The organism is Verrucomicrobiia bacterium (genome assembly GCA_019634635.1).
Classification (GTDB): domain Bacteria; phylum Verrucomicrobiota; class Verrucomicrobiia; order Limisphaerales; family UBA9464; genus UBA9464.
On sequence record JAHCBB010000009.1, the window covers coordinates 14,554 to 32,085 of the forward strand.

13 protein-coding genes are annotated in these 17,532 nt (G+C 66.1%); 6 read left to right on the forward strand and 7 right to left on the reverse strand.

Translation table 11 applies throughout. The annotated features are described in order from the left end of the window. The first annotated feature begins 24 nt into the window (after positions 1-24). On the forward strand, positions 25-543 hold the full coding sequence (locus KF791_08020; protein MBX3732525.1) for a hypothetical protein: 519 nt from the start codon (positions 25-27) through the stop codon (positions 541-543). Positions 544-579: 36 nt separating this feature from the next. Here KF791_08020 and KF791_08025 read toward each other — a convergent pair whose 3' ends face one another. Together KF791_08025 and KF791_08030 are read right to left on the reverse strand one after the other, a co-directional pair. After that, positions 580-2,925 (reverse strand): VCBS repeat-containing protein, encoded by a 2,346-nt coding sequence (locus KF791_08025; GenBank protein ID MBX3732526.1) that lies wholly within the window; start codon positions 2,923-2,925, stop codon positions 580-582. A gap of 63 nt (positions 2,926-2,988) precedes the next feature. Beyond that, positions 2,989-3,759 carry an RluA family pseudouridine synthase gene (locus KF791_08030; protein ID MBX3732527.1) on the reverse strand — a complete coding sequence of 257 codons (771 nt, stop codon included), beginning with the start codon at positions 3,757-3,759 and terminating at the stop codon, positions 2,989-2,991. A 288-nt stretch (positions 3,760-4,047) separates the two neighbouring features. Between KF791_08030 and KF791_08035 the strand changes: the two genes are divergently transcribed. From KF791_08035 to KF791_08050, 4 genes are all read left to right on the forward strand, one after another. Continuing rightward, on the forward strand, positions 4,048-5,877 hold the full coding sequence (locus KF791_08035; GenBank protein ID MBX3732528.1) for a 2-oxoacid:acceptor oxidoreductase subunit alpha: 1,830 nt from the start codon (positions 4,048-4,050) through the stop codon (positions 5,875-5,877). Between the two features lie 38 nt (positions 5,878-5,915). After that, positions 5,916-6,875: a pyruvate ferredoxin oxidoreductase gene (locus KF791_08040; GenBank protein MBX3732529.1), complete on the forward strand. Its 960-nt coding sequence runs from the start codon at positions 5,916-5,918 to the stop codon at positions 6,873-6,875. A gap of 140 nt (positions 6,876-7,015) precedes the next feature. Beyond that, positions 7,016-8,578, forward strand: coding sequence for a glucose-6-phosphate dehydrogenase (zwf, locus tag KF791_08045; protein ID MBX3732530.1), 1,563 nt, complete (start codon positions 7,016-7,018; stop codon positions 8,576-8,578). 55 nt (positions 8,579-8,633) lie between these two features. After that, the gene (locus tag KF791_08050) at positions 8,634-10,151 is read left to right on the forward strand and encodes a twin-arginine translocation signal domain-containing protein (protein MBX3732531.1); all 1,518 of its coding nucleotides are present in this window, start codon (positions 8,634-8,636) and stop codon (positions 10,149-10,151) included. Between the two features lie 21 nt (positions 10,152-10,172). Here the strand turns inward: KF791_08050 and KF791_08055 are convergent, their stop codons facing one another. From KF791_08055 to mqnE, 4 genes are all read right to left on the reverse strand, one after another. Then, positions 10,173-11,291: a site-2 protease family protein gene (locus tag KF791_08055; protein MBX3732532.1), complete on the reverse strand. Its 1,119-nt coding sequence runs from the start codon at positions 11,289-11,291 to the stop codon at positions 10,173-10,175. Between the two features lie 63 nt (positions 11,292-11,354). Beyond that, positions 11,355-12,725 (reverse strand): tRNA uridine-5-carboxymethylaminomethyl(34) synthesis GTPase MnmE, encoded by a 1,371-nt coding sequence (mnmE, locus tag KF791_08060; GenBank protein ID MBX3732533.1) that lies wholly within the window; start codon positions 12,723-12,725, stop codon positions 11,355-11,357. 28 nt (positions 12,726-12,753) lie between these two features. Further along, positions 12,754-13,002 carry a hypothetical protein gene (locus tag KF791_08065; protein MBX3732534.1) on the reverse strand — a complete coding sequence of 83 codons (249 nt, stop codon included), beginning with the start codon at positions 13,000-13,002 and terminating at the stop codon, positions 12,754-12,756. 13 nt (positions 13,003-13,015) lie between these two features. Further along, positions 13,016-14,155 carry an aminofutalosine synthase MqnE gene (gene mqnE, locus KF791_08070; GenBank protein ID MBX3732535.1) on the reverse strand — a complete coding sequence of 380 codons (1,140 nt, stop codon included), beginning with the start codon at positions 14,153-14,155 and terminating at the stop codon, positions 13,016-13,018. Between the two features lie 627 nt (positions 14,156-14,782). On the opposite strand from mqnE, the gene KF791_08075 reads away from it, so the two are divergent. Beyond that, positions 14,783-15,997: a hypothetical protein gene (locus KF791_08075; GenBank protein ID MBX3732536.1), complete on the forward strand. Its 1,215-nt coding sequence runs from the start codon at positions 14,783-14,785 to the stop codon at positions 15,995-15,997. A gap of 57 nt (positions 15,998-16,054) precedes the next feature. On the opposite strand, the gene KF791_08080 is transcribed toward KF791_08075, so the two are convergent. Then, positions 16,055-17,365: an MFS transporter gene (locus KF791_08080; protein MBX3732537.1), complete on the reverse strand. Its 1,311-nt coding sequence runs from the start codon at positions 17,363-17,365 to the stop codon at positions 16,055-16,057. Between the last annotated feature and the right edge of the window lie 167 nt (positions 17,366-17,532).

Sequence of the window (17,532 nt, forward strand, 5' to 3'; positions counted from 1 at the left end):
GATGCTTCGCGACAGTCCGCTGGAATGTCAAAAGCACGCCAGTCCCCGGCGCCGTTTGAAGTTGGTCCCATTTCAAGCCCATGGCGCAAGCGATGTCCGGTGTTGGACAATCGAAGGCTGGCCCAGCCCGGCATCCGGGAGTACCGAACCAGCGTGAGGTTGTACTTTCCGCTCTTTGCGCCGGTCCTGGCTATCGGATGGGTCCCCTTCGCCGACGCGGCGGATGCCACTTTTCTTCGTCTGGCCAAGGGTACCGCCCACCGCCAAACCGGCGCCGACTCCCATCAACTCATGCCAGGTGCCTGGCAGTTCGAGGCTGCAGTAACGGCCGGGCGCCCTGGCAGCATCCTGGCTGCCACGGTGACACCGCCCGGTCGTCCGGAGACCGCGATGCGACTTGATGATATGGAGTGGTGGCATGGCGCCGTCCATTCCAGCGAAGCTGCGCTCGACGATGCGTATCCACCCGGAACCTACACGATCCGGGTGACCGGGCAGACGGACGGGGTGCAAGGTTTCTACCAAGCAGAAATCCTCCCGTGAGGCTTCGAGCCGAACGGCCCTGCTCCCCCTTGAGTCCTACTCCTGGGGATACACCAGCACCCGGTCGTGGACGACGAGGATCAGGTCGTTCCTGCCGTCTCCGGTCACGTCGGCCACCACCGCCTCCCGAGGTTCGGGGACCTCGTTGCGGCGCTGGCGAAAGGTCCGTTCCTCAAACACCGGCCAGCGATTGCCCGGTTCCAGGCGGTTGGGAGCCTCGAACCGCACCAGGTCCACGTAGTGCCTGGCGGTCTCAAGAAATACCAGGTCCTTGCGTCCGTCACTGTCGAGATCGCCGCTGGTGACATCGTGCAGCCAGCCGTCCCGGATCGGCGTCTCGTAGCTGTCCAGTTCGGCCATGTCCCATACCTCGCCGGAAAACTGCTTCCAGGCGACGGCGTTGCTCCCGATGAAACCGACCGAGTTGGTCTCGCGTCCTCCCAGGGCCAGGGGGACCAGGCGGGTGAACTCGGTGACCGGAAGCGAGGTGTTGCGCACGGACCTCCAGACCCCGCCGGGGTCGCGGCGCGCGACGGTCAACGCCTTGCGGTCGGAGTCCAACAGGAACAACAGCGGGGCCTCCCCGCCGGGCTGGGGCACTGCAGCGGCTCCGGCGATGCGCGAACTGCTCGTGGCGCCGTTGATCTGGTCGCGCACCGAGAAGGTCCAGCTGGGATTCCCCGGCGAGTCCGCCACCAGCACCACCGCCCGCAGGAAGTTCCGCTGCGGCAGCAGCAGTTCGGCGCGTCCGTCGCCATCCACGTCAGCCGTGATCATCCATGGCGCCTCCAGGGAACCGCCGGGCGGCGTGACGTCCACCTCCTGGAACCGGTCGCCGTCCACCGGCGCGGCACGCTGCACAAAGACCTTCACCTTCTCGTACGGCGACAGTGCCACCAGGTCGTTCAGCCCGTCCTGGTTGGCGTCATGAAATGCAAGCACCGCCGGACTGCCCTTGTATTCCTCGGCAATGCGGCGCGTGAGGACGTCGCCTTCGGCGGACCGCAGGACCAGTTCGCGCACGGTTGCGGATTCCTCCTTGCCATCCTTGCCCGGACGCTTCTCGTCCCGCTCCTGAAGCACCGCCAGTCGGGGGGCCTCCCCGGACTTGAGGGTCCCGACCGCGATCGCCATGGGTCGCCCGGTCAAAGGGATCAGCTGCGGAAACGGGAACCGCCCGGAGGCGTCCAGCGCGGTGATGCCCACCTGGCGTTCATCGGCGCTCAACAGGAAGAGCTCGGGCTTGCCATCTCCATCCCAGTCGGCGGCCACCAGGTCCGATACCCCCGAGAGGCTCGGAAAGTTTCGGGGGGCCGTGAGGGAGCCGTCGGGGCGCTGCAGCCACAAGGTCAGCTGGCCGCCGCCGGGGTCGCCGGCGACGAGGTCGGGCAGGCCATCTCCGCTGACATCGGCCCACACCACGCCCCGGCGCGGCTTGTCGGTGCGCGTCAGGGGAAGCACCGAGAATTGCCCGTCCACCAGTGCACCGACCAGCGGATCGGCCGCCCGCAGGGCAAAATGGGCAAGGGCGGCGCGGCCTGACTTGGCGGCGATGGTGATCACCTCGGTGCGGCCGTCGTCGTCGAGATCGTCCGCCCAATAGCTGCGAATGCTGGTGAGGGGCAGATGGATTTCCGGGCCGAACTGGCCGTCGGCCTGCTGCAACCGGAAGCGGAACGGATTGGCGTGATCCCAGTTCACAAAGAGGAGGTCCTTTCGTCCGTCCCCGTTGAGGTCGAGCACCTGGACTGCCTTGACCACCCCGGTGTAGGGAAGGCGCTCAGGCTCCCCGAGGCCGCCGTCGGGTTCCTGCCGCAGCAGGTAGAGGTGCTTCTCCGCGAGCAGCAGCAGGTCGGCCCGTCCATCGGCGTTGATGTCGCCGGAGGTGAGCGCGTTGTAATCGGGCGCCCCGTCGTCGAGCGGATAGCGGCGCGGCTGCGACCAGCCGTTGGTGCCAAGGTTGAACTGGACGATCAATTCCTTGGGCTCTCCGAAGTAGGCGATGTCGGTGCGTCCGTCGCCATTGAGGTCGGCGGCCGTGAGCGAGGTGATGCGCTTTTCAGACGCGATGGACTCGACCCGGAACCGCGCATCACCGGGCAGTTCATTCAGGTCCCGACGCCCCACTTTCAAGGGTGTCGCGGGCGCATTGGTGTCGCCGGTGCGGTTGTACAGGAGGTTGATCTTCGACCGCAGGTTATTGACGACGACCAGATCCTTCAGCCCGTCGCCATCGAGGTCGGCGACATGCAGGAAGGCGATGCCCAGGTCGAGCGGGAAGACCTCAGGTCCTGAGAACGCGAACCCTCCGTCCGTTTCCGAAGCCGCGACCGCAGCTCCACCCAGCAACGCGACGACCACCGGCAACATCCGCTTCGACATGGCCCAACCTTCGCCAGTCCCGCGCCGCGGGCAAGGCGCGGTTCGGCCCATCGCTCCGCCGGTTCACGACCCGGAGCCGGGGCGCTGCGGATCGAAGGGATCGTCGGTCCAGTCCACCGGGAGTCCCTCCAGGAATGAATTGAACCAGGATTCGGGCGGCGCGCTGAACTCACGTTCCGCGCCGCGCCACGGGAACCACAGCCGGCCGGCGTGCAGTGCCTGGCAGGGAACCAGAAGCCGGGCCCGCTGCCCCGCCGTCAGCCGGCGCTGCACAAACGCAAGGTAGGCCGCGGGCTCAGGGCCGTAGAGCTTGTCGCCGACCACCGGATGCCCGAGGTGCGCCAGGTGGATGCGGATCTGGTGCTTGCGTCCGGTGTCCGGCCGCAGCCGCAGCAGCGTGAAGGTGCCCTCCGGGCGGTGCACGATTCGCTCGCGCCACCACGAGGTCCGGGCCGGTGCCCCGTCGGGGCGGACGCAATCCCGCACCGCCACCTCGCTCGCCAGATCCCGGCCCAGCGGTGCGTCGCAGACGCCCCGGACCCCCGGCACCTCCCCGTACACCAGGGCGACATACTCCTTGGTAACCAGTCCCATTTCCCAGGCGCGACGCAGCTCGAGGGAGGCGTCCGGCGTCTTGCCGAAGACCATGACCCCGCTGGTCTCCCGATCCAGCCGATGGACCATCTGAGGTTCCGAGCCCAATCCGAGGTGAAGCCGGACCCTCCCGATCAGGCTCGACCAGGCATCCCCCTTGGTGGGGTGACAGACCAGCCCCGCGGGCTTGTGAATTACCAGCAGCTCGGAGTCCTCATGAATGACCGGAAACAACGGCATCCTCCGGACAATGATGGTGGTCGCCGGCCGGCGGCGCGAGGCGGTATCCAGTCCACCAGAGCCAGCGCCACCTCCCCGGGACCGGATGCCTCCAAGGCGGCCCCGCGAACGCTCTGCGGCGGCCGACCTAATCGAAATCCCCAGAAAAGTGAGTCAAACTGATCCGGCGGACTGCTTGACGCAGGGTCCCCTCCCGGTAGGTTGCCATCCGAGCAACGCTTCCGCGTGCCCGTCCGGAATCCTCCGGTGCGAGCACGCGGAATTTTTCACCCGAAAGTCACGTCGTCCATGAGCGAAGTCGCCCAAGCCCCGGAAACAACCGGGGGCCCGTCAAAACTCACCAAGATCACCGAGGCGGTCATCCGGATCGCCGGCAACTCCCAAGACGGCATCCAGGCCATTGGCGGTTTCCTCGCCCGCCTTGCGGGGCGGAGCGAACAGGAGGTCATGACCTTCATGACGATTCCCTCGACGATCTCGGGGGGGCCCTCGATTTTTCAGGTGCGGATTGCCTCCGGCGAGGTGCTGTCCGCGGGCGATGAGGCCGACATGCTCCTGGCGTTCTACCAGCACAGCTACGACGAGCACATCCATTCGCTCAAGCTCGGCGGGATCGTGCTGTACGACTCCGACCATGTCACCCCGAAGCCCGACTGGCTGGACAACTACCGTCATGTCGGCGTGGCCATCTCCAGCAAGACGGTCGAGGCCATCGGCGGGACCGGCCGGGACAAGGGCAAGAACATCTTCGCCCTCGGATTGCTCGCCCGGATTTTTGACCTGAACGTGCCCAAGCTGGCCAAACTCATCGAGGAGCGTTTTGGCGGCAAGGATCCGGCGGTCGTGGGCAACGCGCTGACCTGTTTCCAGGCCGGATACGGACACGAGCTGCAGGACCTGCTGAAGACCTACCAGCTGCAGCATGCCGAGCTGAAGGGGCATTCGCAGGTGGTGATGAACGGCAACGAGGCGCTTGCCTACGGCCTGCTGGCCGCCGGGGTCCGGTTCGGTGCCGGCTACCCCATCACCCCGTGGTCCGACATCATGGAACTGCTGCGCCGGGAGCTGCCGAAATACGGCGGCATGTTTGTGCAGTGCGAGGACGAGATCGCCTCCATCTCCATGGCCCTTGGGGCCAGCTATGCCGGCCGGGTGGCGGTGACGGGATCCTCGGGGCCGGGGATCTCCCTCAAGACGGAGGCGCTCGGTTGGGCTTCGATGGCGGAAATGCCGCTGATCATCGTGGACGTGCAGCGTGGCGGACCCTCGACCGGCATGCCCACCAACATCGAGCAGTCCGACCTCAACATCGCCTGCTTCGGCGGCCACGGAGACAGCCCGCGAGTGGTGATCGCGCCCAGCTCGGTGGAGGACTGCTTCTACACCGCGATCGAGGCGGTGAACATCGCCCGCAAGTACAGCACACCGGTCATCATCCTCTCCGATCAGGGCATCGCGACGCGCATCGAGGCGTTCGTCGAGCCCGACCTGAAGTCGGTGTGCCAGGACCTGACTCCCGACCTCACCCCGGTGGCCGATCACAAGCCCTATGATCTTTCGGCTCCGGATGGCATCACCCGGCATCTCGCCCCGGGCACCCGGGTTGCCAGCGGCAAGTATCCAGTGGTGACCGGGCTTGAACACGACGAACTCGGCCACCCCACCGGCTCGCCCAAGCTGCACATGACGATGACCGCCAAGCGCCGCAACAAGCTCAAGCGCCTGGCCGCGGACCTGCCGATACCGGTCACCTACGGCCCCAACGAGGGCCAGGTGCTTCTGGTCGGCTGGGGCAGCACCCAGGGACCGCTGCGGGAATGCGTGGACCGGTTCCGGGGACTGGGCGATGCGGTGTCGTCGCTTCACATCAAGTACGTGAACCCGCTGCCCAACGGCCTGGATGAGGTGTTCAAGGGATTCCGCCACATCTTCGTGGTGGAACTGAACGACGAGGGTCTGTACGGCGTCGGCCAGATGGCCTCCCTCCTCCGCGCGCGTTTTGCCGATCCGCGGATTCGCGGGATCAACAAGTCGGACGGGCAGGTCTGGAAGGTGAAGGAGATCATGGACCGTGTCCGCGCCGCCCTGACACCCCCTCTGTCCGGAGTCGTTGCCTGACCGGACCCCGGACTGATTTTTCCCCACCACCGACGCCCATGAGCACCAACCCGTTCGCCTACGCCGCCCTGCCCCGCACCACGACCCCGCCGGACACGTTGACCGTGACGCCGCTGGAGGATGCCGACCGCAAACCACTCACCAAGAAGGAGGTCTCGGCCGACCATCCGACCTGGTGCCCCGGCTGCGGTGACTTTTCCGTACTGGCCCTCTACTTCAAGCTGATCGAGAAGCGAAAGCTCTGGCATGAGAAGATCACCACGGTGGCCGGCATCGGGTGCTCCAGCCGGTTCCCCTATTTCGTGCAGGCCCACGGCGCCCATTACATCCATGGCCGGGCGCTCCCGTTCGCGAGCGGCATTTCGCTGAGCCGCCCGGACCTGCACGTCTTCGTGTTCGGAGGGGACGGCGACGCCTTCTCCATCGGGGGCAATCACTTCAGCCACACCGCGCGGAAGAACATCAAGATGACCTACGTGGTCATGGACAACTTTGTGTACGGGCTGACCAAGAAGCAGACCTCGCCGACCTCGCCGATCGGGTTCAAGTCGAAGACCGACGTCTGGGGGTCCACGGATCGTCCGATCAACCCGCTCAAGCAGGCGATCGCCGCGGGGGCCACCTTCGTCGCGCGCACGACGCATACCAATGCCGCCCATGTGCTGAAGATGATGGAAGCCGCGATGGACCATGACGGATTCGGGTTCATCGAGTGCCTGAGCGAGTGCATTGAATTCTATCCGGGTGCCTTCGACGCGTCGAATCCGCGCAAGGGGGGCCAGTTCGTAGAGGTCCCGGCGGATCACGACGTGACCGATGAGTTTGCCGCCTATCGCCTCGCGGACGAGCCGTTTCCCGGACGCTTCGGCATCTTCTACCAGGTGAAGCGGCCGACGAAGAACTTCAATGAGGCCACCTTGATTGCTGAACACCGGTCCAAGGTCGGGACGCTGGCGGACTGGGAGATCCTCCAGCGCAGCTTCGACCGGACCAAGTAGGACACTGGCGACGCCGACATGGCGTCCGGAATCCCCTCCCAGCGACCCCGGCGTCCCACCGGGGCTTTTCTTTGCCCCGACCGAAACCATCGTTGAATACCCGGCTCGGGCTTTCCAACCTGACCCCCCAGGGGCCCGCCATGAACGAATCCTCCCACCTCGACGAACTGCTCGCCTCGCGAGCAACCACCTCCCGCCGCCCGATCGAACCCTGCACCGTGGTGATCTTCGGCGCCTCGGGAGATCTCACCTCCCGAAAGCTGATCCCCGCCCTGTACCACCTCGCTCTGGAGCAGGCCCTGCCGAGGCCCTACCGCATCATCGGATTCGCCCGCAGGGAAAAGACCGACGCGTCCTTCCGCGCGGAACTCCGGGAGGCCCTCGGCAAGTTTTCCCGGACGCAGCCCGTGGACGAAACGGTCTGGAGTGCGTTTGCGTCACGGCTCCAATACTGCCAGGCCGACATCTCCGATCCGGCCGGGTATGCCCGGCTTCGGGATCTGGTGAACGCCACCGACGACGACCGGCTCCGTCAAAACCTGTTGTTCTACCTGGCAACCAATCCCAGCCAGTTCGGCGAGATTGCCTCCCACCTCAACGAGGTCGGTCTGCTGGAGAAATGTGAGAACGGCGGCGCGATGAAGCGCCTGGTGGTCGAGAAGCCCTTCGGGCATGACCTGCCCAGCGCCCAGGCGCTCAATGCCGAGTTGATCCGTCACGCCCACGAAAGCCAGGTCTTCCGCATTGACCACTACCTCGGGAAGGAAACGGTCCAGAACATCCTCACCTTCCGTTTCAGCAACGGAATCTTCGAGCACTTGTGGAACCGGGACAGCGTGGACCACGTCCAGATCACCGTCGCGGAAAAGCTCGGCGTCGGCGCGAGGGGCGGCTACTACGAGGAGTCGGGGGCCATGCGCGACATGCTCCAGAATCATGTGCTCCAGGTGCTGTCGCTCATCGCCATGGAGCCTCCCGTCTCGCTGGAGGCGGAGAATGTTCGCGACGAAAAGGTAAAGCTGCTGAAGTCCATTCGCCCGATGACGCCGCGCGACATCGCGAGCCATGTGGTGCGGGGACAATATTTTGCCGGGGATGTGGACGGCGACCCGCGTCCGGCCTACCGGAGCGAGCCCAAGGTGAACCCCAAGTCGAATGTGGAGACCTTTGTCGCCATGCAGCTCGCGATTGACAACTGGCGGTGGAGCGGAGTGCCGTTCTACCTCCGCACGGGAAAAAACCTTCCCGTCAGCGCCAGCGAGGTGCGGATCCAGTTCAAGCCCGCGCCAAACATCCTCTTCGCCGCCCGCTCCGACGCCCAGCTCGACCCCAATTCACTGACCCTGCGCCTGCAACCCGAGGAAGGCATCGCCCTCCGCTTCAACGGCAAGGTCCCCGGCGCGGCGACGGAGCTGCGCCCGGTGCGCATGCAGTTCAGCTACGACACCGAATTCGGTGCCTACACCCCCGAGGCGTACGAACGATTGCTCCTGGAAGCCATCGCCGGCAATGCGACGCTCTTCATCCGGCGCGACGAGGTCGAAACGGCCTGGGGCATCGTGGACTCCATCCGGGACGCGTGGCGCGACAAGCCGCTGACCAACCGGGAGTTCTACCTCGCGGGGACCTGGGGGCCGACGGCGGCGGACGAGTTGCTCGCAGCCGACGGACGGGAATGGCGAAATCCGCAGGTCCGGAAATAGGACGGAGACCGACCGAATTCGTGACCCCGCCGGCCGTTGGGTCCACCCTGCGGCCATGAACGGACCGCGGAATCCGGAGCGGCGGGGTTTCCTCAAAGCGCTGGGGGCCGTCACCGGCACGGGAGTTCTGGCGGGATGCACCACCGGAACCTCGCGCCGCATCGCCCCCGGGAGGATTGCCGCCGAAAACGCGTTGCCGGGCACCCGCGACTGGATGCTCACCCAGACCCGGGTGGATCCTCCGACGCGCTGGCGCTGTCCGTGGATCGAGGGCTACGTGTCGCGGACGTCCGTCCGCGCGGGTGAGACGCTGGAGTTCCACGTCAGCACCCGCCCCGCAAGCCCCTTCGTCATCGAAGTGTTTCGCCTGGGCTGGTATGGCGGGGAGGGGGGACGCCGGATGGTGACGCTTGGACCGTTCGAAGGTCGGATGCAATCGGACCCACCGGTCGGCCCCCGCCGGCTGCGCGACGCCGCCTGGGAACCGTGTACCTCGTTGAGGATCCCTCCGGATTGGATCAGCGGCGTCTACCTGGGAAAGCTCACCGGACTTCGCGAGGGTCTCCAGAGCTATGTCATCTTCGTGGTGCGGGACGATCGACACGCCGATTTCCTGTTCCAGTGCAGTGACTTCACCTGGCAGGCCTACAACCGGTGGCCGGACCACTTCTCGCTGTATGACGACGGCCGCAGCGAATGGTACTGGGGCGGCGGGGTGCAGGTGGGATTCAACAGACCCTACAGCCGTTATTGCCAGATCTTTGATGCGCCGTTGTCCCAGGGATCCGGCGAATTTCTGCTGTGGGAGTTTCCGGTCGCCTTCTGGCTGGAGCAGCAGGGGTACGACGTGACTTACGTGTCCAATCTCGACACCCATCTGGATCCGGCCGGGCTCCGCCGCGCCCGCGGACTCCTTTCGGTGGGGCACGACGAATACTGGACGATCGAAATGTTCCGGAATGTCCGGTCCGCGATCCAGTCGGGAGTCCATGTCGCCTTCCTGTCCGGGAACACCTGCTGTGGTCGGATCGTTCTCGGGCCGGACACCGCAGGACGTCCGCACCGAGTGTTCGAGCGGGTGGGGGTGTTTGGCCCCCCGGGCGGCACCCGGGATTTCGTTGCCATGGCCTCCCTGCTTCACGAACGGCCCTACGCCAATGAACTGATCGGAGCCCACAGCACGGGTCCGGTGACGGGGGGCGCCGACTGGACCTGCGTCCGCCCGGACCACTGGCTGTTCCACGGCACCGGGATGCGCCACGGAGAGGGCATTCCCGGCCTCGTGGGCTGGGAGTGGCACGGCGATCCCGCACCCATTCCCGGCCTCGAAGTCGTGGCCTCCGGGCCGACCCAGGAGACCCCTGGACAGCTCAACGGCGGCACTTTCACTGCCACGGTGTATCCGGGCCCCAAGGGCAACGTGGTCTTCAACGCATCCACCATCTGGTGGGGTGACGGTCTTTCGGCACCACCTGGGTACCAAAGGCCGGCGGTCTACACCTCACCGCAAGGACCGGACCCGCGCGTTCAACAGATCACCCGCAATCTCCTCGGACGGATGCTCGACGACTGATCCGGGTCCCGGCGCTTCCACTCAAACCGCCCGCCCATCGGCACGCGGCGACGAGATCACCGGTGGCCTCGGATCCTCCGACGAGCGCGCGCGCCGGATGGCGATAAACTCCCCCGCGTTCTCCAGCGTCAGCAGTCCGACGAGACGCTGTTGCCACATGACCGGCGCCATGGGCACCGGAGATTCACTGAGGCGTCCCAGCGCGGGTTCGAGCGGCTCGTCCGCCTGAAGCGTGATGAAATCGGTGCGCATGGCCGTTCGCGCGGGTGCCGTGGCGCCGGATCGGCGCAAGGCCTCCAGCAGTTCGGTGCGGCTCAACACCCCAGCCACGGCCGGTCCGTCCATCACCGGAAACTCCGATTGGGAATCACTGATGATCAGGTTGGCGACTTGATCCAGCGGGTCGTCCACAGACACCGAATGGAACCGGGTCAGCATTGCCTGGCCGACCACCGCGCCCCCCATGGCGGTCCGCGCCTCCGTGGCGCGCGCCTCGCCACCGGCGCCCAACCAGACAAACACCGCGATGAACAGCAGCAGGTACATTTGGAAGTAGATCGCCACCCCGGCGAACACGAGCGCCATGAACTTGCCGACGGTGGCCGCAATGCGGGTCGCGCGGACAGGGCCCATCTGCATCGCGAGCAGCGCCCGGAGAATGCGCCCGCCGTCCATCGGAAACGCCGGCAGCAGGTTGAAGGCAACCAACGAGACGTTCACAAGCAGCAGGCGTTGCGCCAGACCGATGGCATCCAGTGGCCCCCGCGGGAGGAGGGACTGCTGACCGAGGATCAGGAAGGCGGCAAGTGCTCCCCCGATGGCGACATTGACCAGGGGGCCCGCGATGGCGATCACGAGTTCGTGGCGCGGGTTGTCCGGGATGCGCTCCAGTCGGGCGACGCCGCCGATCGGGAGGAGGGTGATGTCCCGCGTGCCGATCCCGTAATGCCGGGCGGCGAGGGCATGGCCAAACTCGTGAAGCAACACGCAACCGAAGAGCGATCCATACAACAGGACGCCACCGGCCGCCGCGATCAAACTGCCTCCCTGAAGGCCTACCACGGCCAGGAGAAGCAGAAAGGTTGCGTGGACGTACACATCCACGCCCCACCAGCGGCCGACCTTGAAGGACCATTTCATGTTGGCAGCAATCCCTAACCCGGACCGACCGAAGGTCAACGACCCGAGGCCCCCGGGGCCAGTCTATTTCCCGAGACAGAATTGCCGGAAGATGACGTCCAGGAGGTCCTCGGTGGAGGTGGCACCCACGATCTCGCCCACGGCGCCGGCGGCCGCCCGCAGCTCCAATGCGGCAAATTCCGGCGATTCCCCGACATGCAGCGACGTCCTCGATCGCTCCAGCGCCTCGGCAGCTCGCCGCAGGGCGTCGTCCTGCCGCGCATTCACCGTGACCGGCAGGGCCTCCCCCGGCGCCCGGCCGCTCCAGACGAGCGACTCAATGGTGCCGCGGAGTTCCTCGAGTCCCTCGCTGGTGGCACAACTGACGGCAACCTCGCGGTGGCCCGGCGGCATCAGAAGCCGGCGCGGCAGGTCCGCCTTGTTGACGACCGCCACCACCGTCCGGCCCTTCCACCGACCCAGGAGTTGTTCATCAGCCGGATCCATCGGCACGGAACCGTCCATCACATGCAGGATCAATTCCGCGGCCGCCGCGGCCGCCTCGCTGCGTCGCACGCCCTCACGCTCCACATCGCCGGCCGCGTCGCGCAGGCCTGCCGTGTCAATGAACACCACGGGGATTCCCCGCACGGAGGCGGTTTCCTCCACCGTGTCCCGAGTGGTGCCCGCCTCCGGCGAAACGATGGCCCGTTCATGGCCCAGCAGGCGGTTCAGCAGCGACGACTTGCCCGCATTGGGCCGTCCCACGATCGCCGCCCGGATGCCGCGGCGGAGCACCTGTCCGTCGCCCGCAGTCCTGCGCAAAGCGGCAAGGGCGGTTGCCGCCTCCTCCAACCGCAACTGGAGCCGGGCCCCCGTGTCCGGGGAAATGTCCTCCTCCGGAAAATCCAGCTGGGCCTCGATGTGGGCCAGCACCTGCATCAGTGCATCGCGAATCGCATGCACCCGGGCCGAGAGCGATCCGGCCAGCTGGGCCTGCGCGGCCGCCGCCGCCAGCACGGTGCGGGCGTGGATCAGGTCCGCCACCGCCTCCGCCTGGGCGAGGTCCAGGCGGCCGTTGACGAAGGCGCGCTGCGTGAACTCACCCGGCAGTGCCGGACGCGCCCCGGCGGCCAGGATCGCCTCCAGAACCTGCCGGGCCACCACAATTCCGCCATGGCAGGAGATTTCGACGGTGTCCTCACGCGTGTAGGTCCTTGGGGCGCGTAACACCGTAAGCAGCACCTCGTCCAGCCGCGTTCCCGACCGAACCACATGGCCATAATGGACCGTGTGGCTCGCGGCCTCCGAAGGCCGCTGAGAGCGGGATCCCGCGGGAACGAACACGGCATCACCCACTTCAACGGCAGCAGGTCCCGACACCCGCAGAACCGCCAGGCCGCCTTCACCCAGCGGCGTCGCCACCGCGGCGATGGTGTCCCGGGAGGATGGAATGGGCGTCACAGGAAACGGCGCCGGAAGTTCAGGCTTCCCGGTCACGCAGGCAGCCGCCCCGTTGGATCGCCTCCCGACGCCCGAGGAGGAACAGCCGCGCCTTCTCGTAGCTCCGGCGCCGGAGAAAATGGACCAGTTCCGGGTCGGCGCTCGACGGCAGTTCGCCGGTCATCCGGTCGAGTGCCGCGAGCAGCGGACGCACGTCGGCTGCCCCCGACCCGACGGCGGCGTCGAGCTTCATCAGTGCAGTCAGCAGGCGGGATTCGACAGGTTCCATGCGCTTCGGGAGATCAAGCGGCCTGCGGGATCGCGGTCGAATCCGGCGGCGCGGGTAGCGGACCGGATCCCGCCGGCTCGTAAAAGGTATTTCGGCGGACCGGCTCCCGTCCGGCCTCCCGGATGGCACGGACGAAGTGACGTTCGGACAGGGCCTGAGGCGACCGGGCGCCGGCCATGTGAAAGATGTGCTCCTCCAGAATGGTCCCATGCAGGTCGTCCGCCCCGTAGCTCAAGGCCACCTGGGCCATCTTCAGTCCCATCCCGACCCAGTAGGCGGTGATGTGGTCGAAGTTGTCGAGGAAGAGCCGGGCCACGGCGATGGTGCGCAACTGGTCAAAACCCGAGGGAGCATGGGCCACCGGGATGCCATTGTTCTCCGGCTGATACGGAAGGGGAACGAATCCTGAGAAGCCGGCGGTTTCATCCTGAAGTTGTCGAAGCATCCCGAGGTGATGAACCCGGTCTTCAAGGGATTCCACGTGGCCGTAGAGCAGGGTGCAGGTGCTGCGTCCCCCGAGTTGATGCCAGGTACGATGGACGTCCAGGTATTCCTCGGCCGACTCCTTGCCGCGGGCGATCTGCTCCCGGACGCGAGGCCGGAAGATCTCCGCCCCCCCTCCGGTGAGTGAATCCAGTCCGGCATCGCGCAGCGCCAGCAGCGTGTCCCGGACCGGGGTCCCGGCCAGCCAGGCCAGATGCAGGATTTCGATGGCGGTGAAGCACTTGAGCTGCAGCCGGGGATCCAACGCCTTCAGGGAGCGCAGGAATCCGGTGTAGTACGAAAACGGCAATGAGGGGTGAAGGCCCCCCACAATGTGCAGCTCAGTGATCCCAAGCGCCAAAGCCTCCCGTGCCTTCTGCACCATGTCCTCGACCGTGAGCTCGAAGCCGTCCGCATCCCGCTTCTTCCGGCTGAAGGCGCAGAACTGGCAGCTCAGGATGCAATAGTTGGAGTAGTTGATGTAGCGGTTGAGGATGTACGTGGCCCGCAGCCCGTTTCGACGGCGGTTCACCGAATCGGCGAGCGCGCCGAGCGCATTCAGATCGCGACACGAAAACAGCCGCAGGGCGTCGGCTTCAGAAAGCCGTTCACCTGCGGTCACCCGCGCGGCCACATCGGCCAGTTCACCCGATTGCCACAAGGCCTCCACCCCGGGATTTTAACCCCGGAACGGCGTGGACGCGATCGCGGAAAACGCGAGGACGGCCGGTTCACAGATTCAGAGCTCGCTGGCCGCCGCTGTGCCGACCACACAGGTCAGCACGGCAAACAGCACAACAAAGCCGGCTAAGAATAGAATGCTCATGCTCCAACAATGGCATTGCGCCGCGAGCGGCGCGGTTAGGGGACACCGCAATTGAGCATGCGAGGCCAACGGCCGCAAGGAACCTGCGGGGAAACTTTGGAAGGTGGGGATCGCCGGAAACTTGGTCTCGTCCGGGACCCGGGAGAAACGCGCCAGCGCGACCGGCGCCCTAGCCGGGCAACTCCTCAAGCGCCCACCCCCGGTTCGCGAGCCGTCACAGCTCGCTCGCGACCGCGGTGCCCACCAGCAACACGAGCACGGCAAAGAGGACGACGAATCCTGCAACGAACCAAATGACCATGGACCAGCAACGACTCGGGATGAACCAGCACTTCTGGGGTGTGCGTCATGCCATCACGACGGTCTTCGCTCCGCAAGTGACAGCGATCGATTGCGAATAACTTTTCGCGTTCACCGCCCCCCAACTTCTCCTTTCGCACCGGTCGGGAACCCTTCAGACTCCACAGCATCATGAGGCGCCTGGGTTTTCTGGTCCTGACGGCGGTTCTATTTTTCGGGTCGGGCGGCCCCGGCCGGGCGGGCGTCACTCAGGAGTTTCGCAGCCAGACCTCGCTGGGAGTCCGCACCGCCGACACCCTGTCGCAGATCACGGGCATTGCCATCTCTCCCCTTCTCGGCATGGGCGCCCTCGGTGCCTACAAATACTACCGCACGCCGGAGATCGAGCGGGCCCGTCTGCCATGGTATGCCCAGCCGTGGTTCTTCAGTGCGGCCCTGCTGGTCGTGGGATTGTGCATGGCCAAGGACGCCGCCGGTCCCGCCGTTCCGACGGCTTTGAAGAAGCCCTTGAACCTTCTGGAACTCTTTGAAAACAAGGCCAGTGCGCTGCTGGCGACCGGGGTCATTGTTCCGTTGGCTCTCGAGCTGTTTGAGCATCTGAAGGCGGTGGATTCCACCGAGCTGGATTTCGCGGGAGCCCACCTGGCCGCCGCCAACCTGCACGTGTTGGGCGGCCTCATCGCAGTCCCCTTCGCGCTGGCCATCTACGCGGTCGTGTGGCTGGTGTCCCACACGATCAACGTGCTCGTCCTGATCAGCCCCTTCACCACGGTAGACGCCGCGCTCAAGTCGTTGCGCGCAGGCATCCTGGGCACCGTGGTTGGTGCCGGAGCCCTCGACGACCGGCTCGGGGCCGGTTGGGCCATCGTGGTGGTCCTGATCTGCGTCCTGCTGGCGCCTTGGGCGTTCCGGACGGTGGTGTTCGGCACTGTATTTGCCTGGGATCTGGTGACCTTCCGACGCCGGCGGTTTGTCCCGGAGCGTTCCGGAAACTGGATGTTCAGCGCGCGCCCCATCGGGACCGCCCCCTCGCGAGCCTTCGGCCTCCTTCGCACGACGGCAATTGGCGGGCTGGAGTTTGTGTGGAGGCCTTGGCTGGTGTTTCCGGCTCGGGTCGAGCCGCTGCCCGAGGGGCGGTACTGGGTCGGAAGGGGGTTGATCCACTCTCAAATCCTTCGACAGGAGGGCGATCGCCCGGCGGACGTCTTCAACCTCCCACCCCGTTGTAGTAGCCATGAGGACGCCATCGCCCGCGTGTACGAAATGGATGGGGTCCGCCCCGTGGGACTACGCGCAGCATGGGCGTGGCTGAAGGGGCTTTTCCGGTCCGGGCCCTCACTCCAATCCGTTGGCAGTCCCGGCAACCGCACACCCGCGTTTGATTAGGCCGACGTTTGGTCCCTCGGCCTCCTCTTGGAGCCCTGCCTTCGGGGCAGGGAAACTTCAGCGCCCGGTGACGGAGGTCCACCACCGGCGGGGCTCGTCCACCAGCAGCTCCCGAAACAGATGCTGGACCTCCGCAGCCCGCGGTTCCTCCAGCCGCTGGCAAAGCCAGAACGCCGCCGAAAACGCCGCGGCCACCAGCGCAAAAAAGACCGTGTAGCGCGTCCAAATGAACCCAAGCACCGAGGCCTGCCACGGCCCGATCGCATCCAGCAGCAATCCCCAACCCACTGGTGAAATGCCCAGCGCCAGCTGCCACACCACCATGAACAACGCAAAGAAGTGGTTCCGTCCAAGCCGGGGAACAATCTCCATGGCCAGGCGGTTGTTGGCGGCGGTGAACAGGGCGTTCACCAGGCCAAACAGCATCATCAGCGGCACGGTCAACGCAGCCGTCGGGGCGATGGCGCCTCCGGCGGCCAGCCACCATCCCGCACCGATCACAAATCCCAGGACCATGGAGAATGCCAGCAGGGGTTTGCTGCCCAGGCGGTCAAGGCGGTGCCCGGCCAGCCAGGGCGACAGCACGCCCCCAATGAACGAAAGCGACATGAGGTACAGGATGCGATCCTCGGGAATGCCCGCACCGGTCTTGAGGAAGGCGACAATGAAGGTGGTCAATCCTCCGAATGCAATGGACCAGGCGACGTTGACCCGCAGCAGTTTCCGGAACGGTGGGTGCGCGGCCAGGGTGCGCCAGGGAACGTTTCCACTGCCATCGCCCGGTTCCGCGGGGGGCGGCACATCCGGAATCCTTCGCAGGTGGCGCAGGCTGACGGCGCCGGTCACTGCTGCGAACAGAAACACCGCCGTGAACCGGATCGGACCCCCATCGGCACCGAGAACGAAACCGCAAAAGGCAAAGGTGAGGACGCTGGCCCCGTTCATGCAGACTTGATCGCGCGCGAAATGGCGTCCGCGCAGCGCCACGGGGACCAATTCGGTCACCCACGGGAGCCAGGCGGCGCTGGCCACGCCCCGCGAGATGTTGAACACCAGCAGAAGCACCAGCATCAGGACGAGGCGGGTTGTGGCGTCCAGAAACGTGCTGGTGAGAGGCACCAGGGCCATCAGAAAGATCATGCCCACGCGCAGCGACCAGCCGGCCACGAGGAAGCGCCGATACCCCACCCGGTTCACGAAACGGGCCGCCGGCAGTTGCGCGATGACCAGGATCGGCATCATGCCGGCGAGGATGCCGAGAACGGTGGCGCTGGCTCCCAGCGACTTGGCATACAACACCATCGGGCTTCCCAGCACGGGCTGGAACGACAGGGCATTGAACACCGAAAACCAGTAGAGCGGCGCCAAGGCACTCGGGATTCGATGCGCCCCGGACTCGGAGGACCCCGTGCTGCCCGCTTCACTCACCCCGGAGAGGGTGCCGCGACCGGGTCCCGGCGGTCCACCACGGACGGCAAACTTCCGTTTCCCCGCTGGCATCCGCCGCCTGCGCTTGGCTAGCGTCCCCCTCCCGA

Excerpts from the sequence above, each read along its gene's own strand:
- KF791_08020 (MBX3732525.1), top strand. The coding sequence starts at position 25 with ATGTCAAAAGCACGCCAGTCCCCGGCGCCGTTTGAAGTTGGTCCCATT.
- KF791_08025 (MBX3732526.1), bottom strand. The coding sequence starts at position 2,925 with ATGTCGAAGCGGATGTTGCCGGTGGTCGTCGCGTTGCTGGGTGGAGCT.
- KF791_08030 (MBX3732527.1), bottom strand. The coding sequence starts at position 3,759 with ATGCCGTTGTTTCCGGTCATTCATGAGGACTCCGAGCTGCTGGTAATT.
- KF791_08035 (MBX3732528.1), top strand. The coding sequence starts at position 4,048 with ATGAGCGAAGTCGCCCAAGCCCCGGAAACAACCGGGGGCCCGTCAAAA.
- KF791_08040 (MBX3732529.1), top strand. The coding sequence starts at position 5,916 with ATGAGCACCAACCCGTTCGCCTACGCCGCCCTGCCCCGCACCACGACC.
- zwf (MBX3732530.1), top strand. The coding sequence starts at position 7,016 with ATGAACGAATCCTCCCACCTCGACGAACTGCTCGCCTCGCGAGCAACC.
- KF791_08050 (MBX3732531.1), top strand. The coding sequence starts at position 8,634 with ATGAACGGACCGCGGAATCCGGAGCGGCGGGGTTTCCTCAAAGCGCTG.
- KF791_08055 (MBX3732532.1), bottom strand. The coding sequence starts at position 11,291 with ATGAAATGGTCCTTCAAGGTCGGCCGCTGGTGGGGCGTGGATGTGTAC.
- KF791_08065 (MBX3732534.1), bottom strand. The coding sequence starts at position 13,002 with ATGGAACCTGTCGAATCCCGCCTGCTGACTGCACTGATGAAGCTCGAC.
- KF791_08075 (MBX3732536.1), top strand. The coding sequence starts at position 14,783 with ATGAGGCGCCTGGGTTTTCTGGTCCTGACGGCGGTTCTATTTTTCGGG.